Source organism: Methanogenium cariaci JCM 10550, assembly GCF_001315945.1.
GTDB lineage: Archaea > Halobacteriota > Methanomicrobia > Methanomicrobiales > Methanomicrobiaceae > Methanogenium > Methanogenium cariaci.
In genome coordinates, this window is record NZ_BBBG01000010.1 from 66,802 (window position 1) to 75,532 (window position 8,731).

An 8,731-nucleotide genomic window follows, 5' to 3' on the forward strand; every position below is an offset into this window, starting at 1 on the left:
TTTGTGAACCAGAAAAACGAAGTATTGTGTTCAATAATTATTCGATGCTATAATGAAGAAAAACACATTGGTAAGTTGTTTGCAGGAATTTCACAACAAACAATAAAAAATATTGAACTAATCTTAGTCGATTCTGGTTCCACTGATTCAACATTAAATATTGCATCAAAATATCAAACAAATCTGGTATATATTTCTCCCGAAGAATTTTCATTCGGCAGGGCATTGAACTATGGTTGTAAGGCTGCAAAAGGTAAATATCTAGTATTTATTAGCGCACACTGCTGGCCCATATATGATGATTGGCTGGAGCACTTATTAGAGCCATTTCAGGATGAAAAAGTCGGACTAGTATATGGTAAACAAAGAGGAAACGAACAAACGAAATTTTCAGAAGAACAAATATTCATAAGCTGGTTCCCGGAAAATTCAGATTATGATCAGACACACCCTTTTTGCAATAACGCTAACTGCACAATAAGAAAAGAACTGTGGAATAAAATTCCCTATGATGAAGATTTGACTGGTTTGGAAGACCTGGATTGGGCACAAAAAGCAATTACTGAGCATAAGTATAAAATTGTATATTCTTCATCTGCTCCAATCATCCATGTGCATGAAGAAACGACTAAAAGTATTTTAAACAGGTACCGGAGGGAAGCTATCGCACTAAAACATATTTTCCCGAAAGAGCGGTTTACTATTTTTGACTTTATAAAATTGACATCAATAAACATTTTGACAGATATATCTAAATTGAGTATCAATCGCAAAATGTTTCGAAATATAACTGATATCTTTTCATTCAGAATAATGCAATTCTGGGGGGGCACATATATAGGATTTAAAACGGGCGATCAAATATCTTCTTCTCTTAAAAGGACATTTTATTATCCAAATCATGTAAAAAAAGAAAAAAAGTATTCGATGGAAAAACCAGCAAAACAACCAATTGATTACCAAAAATTTCAATAAAGAGGCAAAGAATGAAGCAACATATTGATATTTCACTCCCTCTCGGTTTGAATATTCCTATTTGGCCAAATAGTGAGGGAATAACGGTTATTCGAACACAAAATTTGGATAACGGCGATCCATCAAATAATTCACGAATAATTGCAGATGTTCATACAGGAACACATATCGATGCACCTTTGCACTACATAAAAGAAGGGAAAAGTGTTGATGAAATCAACACAGATGTACTGATTGGTCCCACATTTGTTGCAGAATTTCCCAACCAAGCTATTGTTACAAAAAAAGACCTTGAAATGGCAAACATACCTGAAAATACAGAAAGGTTGCTTATTAAGACACAAAATTCACAATTATTGACTAAAGGTGATAAATTCACTGAAAATTTTGTGGGTTTATCATCTGATGCAGCACAATGGGTTGTTAATAAGGAAATACGTCTTATCGGCATAGATTATCTTTCAATTCAACCATATTCTGGTTTTCATAAAACACATGAAATACTTTTGAAGGAAGATATTGTCATTGTCGAGGGTTTAAATCTTACAGATGTAATGACTGGTATTTATCAATTAATTTGTCTGCCAATTAAAATCGAAGGTGCTGAAGGAGCTCCTGCACGGGCTATCCTGGTAAAAACATCATAATGAGGAGTTATAATGAAATTAAAAATTGCAGCAATCGTGCCGATGAGGCATAACAGCGAAAGAGTCCCTGGTAAAAATTATCGTTCTTTTGGAGGGCAACCACTCTATCGCCACATCATTAACTCATTATTATCATGTCCATTAATCGATGAGGTAATCATCGACACGGATAGTCCCACCATCTTTAATGATGTATCAAATAATTTTCCACAGGTGAAATTAATTGAAAGGCCAGAACATCTTCGGTCAGGTTCTATTCCAATGAATGATGTTTTATTGCATAGCGTAAACCAGGTTGAAGCAGATTTTTATCTCCAGACTCATAGCACAAATCCCTTACTAACATCAGACACAATAACAAAAGCTATTGTATTTTTTATCGAGAATTACCCACTCTACGATTCACTTTTTTTCTGTCACGAGAATCAACAGCAGACTTTGGGATTCATTAGGAAGAGCAATCAACCATAATCCAGCAATTCTGTTACGTACCCAAGACCTCCCTCCAATTTACGAAGAGAATTCATGTATATATTTATTTTCAAAGGAGACACTTGAATCCCGACATAACAGAATAGGTGAGCGTCCATTAATGTTCGAAATAGATGCGGTTGAATCTTGTGATATCGACGAAGAATTAGACTTTCGTATTGCTGAATTGCTTTATCAGGAGCGTGAAAATTAAATGAATTATAAAGTATTGATCTCATGTCCACATTTGCAACGCACAATTGAAAATTACCTGCCGCTATTCGAAAAAAATAATATCGAACTGGTTATTCCTCAAATCGAGCAGAATCTGTCCGAAAAAGAATTGCTCGAAATCATCGATCAGTATGATGGTGTTATCGCAGGCGATGATGTATTTTCAGAACAGGTTTTGGCCAAAGCATCCAAACTTAAAGTAATTTCAAAGTGGGGGGGAATTGGTTTGGATGCCATTGATCTTGAAGCAGCAAAACGACTCGGAATTCAGGTATCCAACACCCCCCCGAACGTTTTTGGAGACGAGGTTGCCGATTTGGTCATTGGATACATCATCATGTTATCCAGAAATATGCATCACATTAACAGCCTCGTAAGAAAAGGATGCTGGAAAGAGGCACAAATCCGCGGACAGTCTTTACGGGGGGGGAAAACTCTGGGCGTTATCGGTGTAGGAAGTATCGGTAGAGCTGTTATCGAAAGAGCAAAAGCAATGGGAATGAATCTGATCGGATACGACGTCTATCCAATATCGGATGCATTTATCAATGAAACCGGGATGATTCAAACCAGTTTAGAGGAATTACTCATAAATTCTGACTTTATTTCACTCAATTGCAATTTGACCGAAGATAACAAACACATGATCGGAAAAACAGAATTTGAATTGATGAAAAATCAGGTACATATCATTAATACTGCACGTGGAGGCCTCATTGACGAAAAATATCTCCTTGAGGCATTACATTCTGGAAAAGTAGCAGGGGGGGCTGCATTAGATGTATTTGAATGCGAACCACTGCCTTTGGAAAACTCACTTCATGAATTTAACAACTGTATTTTTGGTGCCCATAATAGCTCAAATACGTACGAGGCAGTAATGCGAACGAATGACCTGGCAATAGACAACCTGATGAAAGGATTGAAAGAGGAGGTTTCCCTTCGTGAATAAAGTTGTTCTAATAACCGGTGTATCCAGTGGCATAGGAAATGCGACAGCCAGACTATTCTCAGAAGAAGGATGGCACGTAATTGGTGTATCACGGACCAAAACAGACAAAATAGAGGGTGTGGACCACTATATCCCGGCAGATGTATCCAATATCGCTGATATAGAACGTGTTTTCCAAGAAATTGAAAAAGAGGAAGGCAAATTAGACACATTGGTAAATAATGCTGCTCTTCAAATCTGCAAACCAATTCTTGAAACAACAGTTGAAGAATGGGACAATGTCTTCCATACAAATGTCAGGTCTGTATTTTATTGTTCTAAACTTGCATATCCTTTGATGGCTGAAAACGGTGGTTCTATCGTGAACGTCAGTTCAGTGCATGCAATAGCAACATCAGCAAACATTGCAGCATATGCCGCAAGCAAGGGAGCAATTAAGACGTTAACACAGAATATGGCTATTGAATTTGCAAGAGATAATATCCGGGTAAATGCTGTGTTGCCTGGCGCAATAGATACTCCAATGCTGCATGAAGGCCTCAAACGATTATGTACTAGTAATGAAAAATTTAAGATTAAAAAAGATGAATTAACTCAAAAAACGGTTGTTGGGCGAATTGGAGACCCCATTGAGATATCATATCCAATATTGTTTTTAGCAAATTATCAGTACTCATCTTATATCACAGGTCAAACAATTATTGTTGATGGTGGAGCAACAGTTAAATTAAGCACTGAATAATTAGTAAATCAAAATGACAAACTCAAATTATCTGATTTAATAATTTAATTATAATAAACCATTTACAATTTTGGTGAATATTAAAATGAACATAGATCAATCATTCACATTTAGGTCATTTAAGAGACCAACTAAACCATTTGATATTTGCCGTTTTTTAGTGATACTTGAATATAGTTTCATTGCTCTCTCTTTGGTTTTCATAGCTCAAATGCCAAGAAGCAACAATTACGAATTATCAATATATGATGCTTCTGGATGGATATTTTGGGTAATTATAATAATAGCAATCATGTCAGGACTAACCAATATAATTATCATAGCACTGGGAAAATACAGAGAAAAACAATTCTGGGGGAAATATTGCATTTTTAGGAATAATTATTTCAAACATACTTATTTTAGCAATACCCATTTTTCGGGGTTACTACCTAAATAGCTTCGGAGATGAAATTTCACACTTGGGATATATAAAAGACATTCAAATCTCAGGTCAATTAGGTTATAACAATAAATACCCCCCCGCTATCCATATTCTATCATATTTTATTATTTCACTTACTCAAATTGAACCTATGTTCATTATAAAGATAATCCCAATATTTTTTTATTTAATGTATATTCTTGGCATATATCTAATTGCAAGCAGAGGGAAATATTGTTTTGAACAGAAATATTTAATATTAATTTTTGGCTCAACATTAATGTTCACTTACTTTAATTACTTGTTCTTGCCCACTCATCTATTTCTTTATCTAGTTCCCCCCCTTTTCATATACATATTGTTTAAAACTCAGCATCAGACATCCTTAAATTTAACATTTCTAATCTCAATTTTCGTTATTCTTTTTCCATTATTTCACCCGCTAGGAACTTTTCTATTAATAATATTAATATCAGCTTATTGTATTTTTGTAACATTAATCCGACATTTGTTTAAAAAAAATAAAACGGATCAATCTGATAAAAATTTCCTAAACAATGCCTATGGTGCTGTTTTACTGATGGCGATAGTAATTTCTGCATGGTTTAGTAGATTCTACTTATTTGACGTAACAATTCGTCAGGGATATCAGTGGTTTATCCTCAATTCTGGAGAACCGCCAGTTGAAGAGATCTCAATTATAACCCAAAGTTTGAATGTTATTGAATTGATAGAAATAATATTATTTAACTATGGCCACATATTAATCTATTCAATATTATCGGTTGTCTGCATATTATGGTTTTGTTACCATTTATTTACAAAAAAGATAAAGTATGTTCAGGAATTATCATTCTATCAATTATTTTTTCTTTTAATTAGTTTACTGTATGTTTCTACTTTATTAGGGGATTTCCTTATGACAGGAAAATCGATTAGGATTTTCTGTTGGGCAATTTTAGCTTCAATATTTGTAAATGGTGCAATATGCTATGAAATGATTAAATTAAAAGGGAAAAAATTTAAAATGTTTGCATTTTTTATTATTTTTTTAATTATGCTTTCTACGACAACAATAGGTATTTTTAGTATATTCCCATCACCAATTAGCAAACAAGGCGGGATCCAAGTTACTAACTCAGAATGGTCAGGCATGTGTTGGTTTTTCGAGCATAAAGAAAATGATAATGTAATATTTCTCGATCAGTTACCTAGGAGAGCACCAGATTTGATATATGGTAGGGATAATGAAAAACCGTTGAATACGGGTGGATTTATTTATGCTGGAGACATTTTTAATTTGAAAACTATTTATTCTGGAAAGATCTCATATTATATTAATTCAGGGAATTATTTTGTTCTAAGTGAAAGGTATAGAGAGACGCGCCATTTAATTTGGCCCGATAGGGACCTTTGACATATAACAATATAATAAAGCTTGATTTTGATCAGAGTATTATAAAGATTTATAATTGCGATGATCAAGACATTTTACGAGTTATCTAAAAAGGAGAATTCATTATGAAACATAACATATTAATTGCTGAAAATATACCAAGTATGAATAAAGGGGAAGAAACAATATTTGAAGGAATTTTAGAGAGCCTAAATTTTGTTGAAGATCTTAATGTTTCTATGTTTTCCCAGTATCCAGAAATAGATGCTTCCCGTTATGCAGACAAAGCAGAAATTATTGATATTCGGCGGATATTGCTAGGGTATAAACATACTAGTTACCCAAACAAGTGTGTTCAGATATTGTCTTCATTTATTGTATTATTAGAACATGGCTTATTTGCAGTTGGATATAAAATATTAGGCACAAGTGTACTAAAACTTACAAGGCATGATATTTGGAAAAAATATATTGAAGCAGATGCTATTATTTTTGGACATAATGGTACTTTTTGTGTAGGGGGAGGCATAGGGATGCCCATTGTTTTGCACCCAATAATTCTCCCATCTCTTGCAAAGATATTAGGTAAACCCATCATATTATATGGGGGGAAGCATTGAACTAAAACAAGTTTGGTATAGTCAATTTTTAGCTAAACTTTATCGATTTGCATTAAATCGTGTGGATTTAATTACTCTAAGGGAATCAACCTCTTATTTGAACTATAATAAATTAAAAGTTAAAAATGAAAATTGTTTCCTGACAACTGACCTCGCATTTTTATTGCAGCCATCACCTATGAACCAAGGAAAAAATATTTTGAAACTTGAAGGAATAGAAAAATCAGAAAAAGTGCTTGTCGGAATGACAGTCACAAGAGAAAAAGCATCAATTGCATATCCAAGTTTAAATGACCCTAAAAAAAGTTATATCGAGCATGTAAAGATGTTGGCCAAAGTGATAGATCAAATTACTAAAGAATTTAATGCAAAAGTATTATTTATTCCTCATTGTATTGGGATTGCTGATAATTTAGATGACCGAATAATTGCTCAAGAAATCTGTAATCACTGCAATAATAAAGAAGATATAATAAACATCACGAATGAATATAATGCACAGGATTTAAAATCTCTTCTTGGAGAATTAGATTTATTCATTGGTGAGAGGGTCCATTCAGTAATTAATGCTATGACAATGACAACTCCATCAATTTTAATATCAAATACAGAGGATCAAAGACTTGATATCATTCGACGTTTTTGGCCAGATAGATGCAATCTGTGACATTAAGGATCTGGAGGCTGATCAATTGTTTGATAAAATAAAAAAGACATGGAATCAACGTGATTCAATAAAAGAAATCTTATTGATCCAAACAAATGACGCAAAAATAAACGCAACAAAAAACACTGAATTGCTTCAAAAAATTATTCTGCAAAAAAAGAAATGATCAAAAATCATTTATCTTTCCTGAAGATCGATGCAATTTTTTGTACCATTTTACAATGCATTCTAAGCAATAATCGATGTTGACTGTTTGCAAAAAAGATACGCGGATAATAAAGAAAGATCGTGTTTAAAATATCTACGACCCTAATTGGTATTAATAATTCATCATGATTATATCGTGGAATATCCCCCCCATGAAGGGCCATAAACAAGTATTTTCTAACTCTAAATAGTTTTTCCTCGGAAAGAATCCTTGCGATTTATTAACCTTATCAGCAGTGATTTGAGAGAAAACCGCAACACCTTTTAACTGCATTTTCTGAATAATATCTTCAGCAACTTTTGTACGTGACACAACTATTGATGAGCCACATTTATCTACACCAATAACCTCATCTAACCAAGCGTCAGCAAAAGATAGATCTGCAAATTCTGCGGCTTGATCTATACAAACAGTACACCGCCACGGTGTATATGAACAAAATTCACAACTATAATATTTTAAATATTGTTCCTCATAATAAGATTCATCATTATTTTTCACACAAATCGATAACTTCCCTGGCCACCCACTCCCACGATAACTAATATTTGAAATATTTATTTCATCTATTCCTAGTTGGTTTGTATAGTTATTTGTTGCAGAAAATGTTTTGGTTGTACCACAAAAAATGCCTAAATGCAGGACGATCCTTTCTTTCAATTTTTTGTTAATCAATTCTGCCTTCCTTATACCCTGAATGTGACACGGAAGTCCCACAACGGCATATTTCCCTTCTACCTTTAGTATTTCATTTATCACTTTATTTGCTGGAACAGGACAATATTTCGAACCACAAGCAGAAATTACTTCTTGTTCTGTTCGAGCAATAAATGGTTCAGGAATAATTGGATTATCTTTACTCATGCGAGTGACCAATGCACCATCAATTAAACCTTCTCTAAGTGCAAACAAAATAACGGATGTAACTAACCCACCAGAAGATGATTTGTACCTCACCTTCCTGTCACAAGCATGGGAGAGATAACAATTATTGTAGTGTCCCAGTAAAAAATCAGAAGAAGGTTGATTAAATATTTTTTGATTAAGATCTTTAAAATCAACAAATTTACCCGGACAAACAGATACACACATTCCACAAAATGTACACCCCCCCGCTTTAATTGAAGGAAGGTATATCGCTTTTTCTTTATCAAGCTCCATAATAATTGAAGACTGTGGACAGATCCCTTCACAAGTACCACAGCCTGTACATAGACCGTGACTAACAACTGACTCTACATTTTTTCCGCTATGACTCATAGAATTCTCCATTATTATTCTGATTTAAAAAAACCTATAGCACATATTTGTCTGAAAACCTTCAGTCGATAACATGCACTGAGATACTTCTCTCTGTACATTTAACTTATTTTCTGTCAACGGAAGATTAATTTT

General features: G+C 33.8%; 9 protein-coding genes. 8 read left to right on the forward strand and 1 reads right to left on the reverse strand.

Features of this window, described 5'->3' with window-relative positions:
* The first annotated feature begins 3 nt into the window (after positions 1 to 3).
* The 8 genes from JCM10550_RS09670 to JCM10550_RS09700 all read left to right on the forward strand — a co-directional run bounded on the left by JCM10550_RS09670 (position 4) and on the right by JCM10550_RS09700 (position 7,128).
* Positions 4 to 975 carry a glycosyltransferase family A protein gene (locus tag JCM10550_RS09670; RefSeq protein ID WP_062398755.1) on the forward strand — a complete coding sequence of 324 codons (972 nt, stop codon included), beginning with the start codon at positions 4 to 6 and terminating at the stop codon, positions 973 to 975.
* Positions 976 to 986: 11 nt separating this feature from the next.
* Positions 987 to 1,622, forward strand: a complete 636-nt coding sequence (locus tag JCM10550_RS09675) for a cyclase family protein (protein WP_062398757.1) — start codon at positions 987 to 989, stop codon at positions 1,620 to 1,622.
* A gap of 12 nt (positions 1,623 to 1,634) precedes the next feature.
* The gene (locus JCM10550_RS17200) at positions 1,635 to 2,093 is read left to right on the forward strand and encodes a cytidylyltransferase domain-containing protein (protein ID WP_218185175.1); all 459 of its coding nucleotides are present in this window, start codon (positions 1,635 to 1,637) and stop codon (positions 2,091 to 2,093) included.
* Between the two features lie 214 nt (positions 2,094 to 2,307).
* On the forward strand, positions 2,308 to 3,279 hold the full coding sequence (locus JCM10550_RS09680; RefSeq protein WP_062398758.1) for a phosphoglycerate dehydrogenase: 972 nt from the start codon (positions 2,308 to 2,310) through the stop codon (positions 3,277 to 3,279).
* On the forward strand, positions 3,272 to 4,021 hold the full coding sequence (locus JCM10550_RS09685; RefSeq protein WP_062398760.1) for an SDR family NAD(P)-dependent oxidoreductase: 750 nt from the start codon (positions 3,272 to 3,274) through the stop codon (positions 4,019 to 4,021). Before JCM10550_RS09680 ends, JCM10550_RS09685 begins: the two co-directional genes overlap by 8 nt.
* Before the next feature lie 1,004 nt (positions 4,022 to 5,025).
* Complete coding sequence (locus JCM10550_RS18745; protein WP_157200135.1) at positions 5,026 to 5,862, forward strand: hypothetical protein; 837 nt, start codon at positions 5,026 to 5,028, stop codon at positions 5,860 to 5,862.
* 104 nt (positions 5,863 to 5,966) lie between these two features.
* A complete protein-coding gene (locus tag JCM10550_RS09695) occupies positions 5,967 to 6,461 on the forward strand; it encodes a hypothetical protein (protein ID WP_062398763.1) in 495 nt (164 codons plus the stop codon).
* Entirely contained in the window at positions 6,445 to 7,128 is a 684-nt protein-coding gene (locus tag JCM10550_RS09700) for a polysaccharide pyruvyl transferase family protein (protein ID WP_062398765.1), read from the forward strand. Before JCM10550_RS09695 ends, JCM10550_RS09700 begins: the two co-directional genes overlap by 17 nt.
* Before the next feature lie 319 nt (positions 7,129 to 7,447).
* Here the strand turns inward: JCM10550_RS09700 and JCM10550_RS09705 are convergent, their stop codons facing one another.
* Positions 7,448 to 8,596, reverse strand: coding sequence for a Coenzyme F420 hydrogenase/dehydrogenase, beta subunit C-terminal domain (locus JCM10550_RS09705; protein ID WP_172673837.1), 1,149 nt, complete (start codon positions 8,594 to 8,596; stop codon positions 7,448 to 7,450).
* Between the last annotated feature and the right edge of the window lie 135 nt (positions 8,597 to 8,731).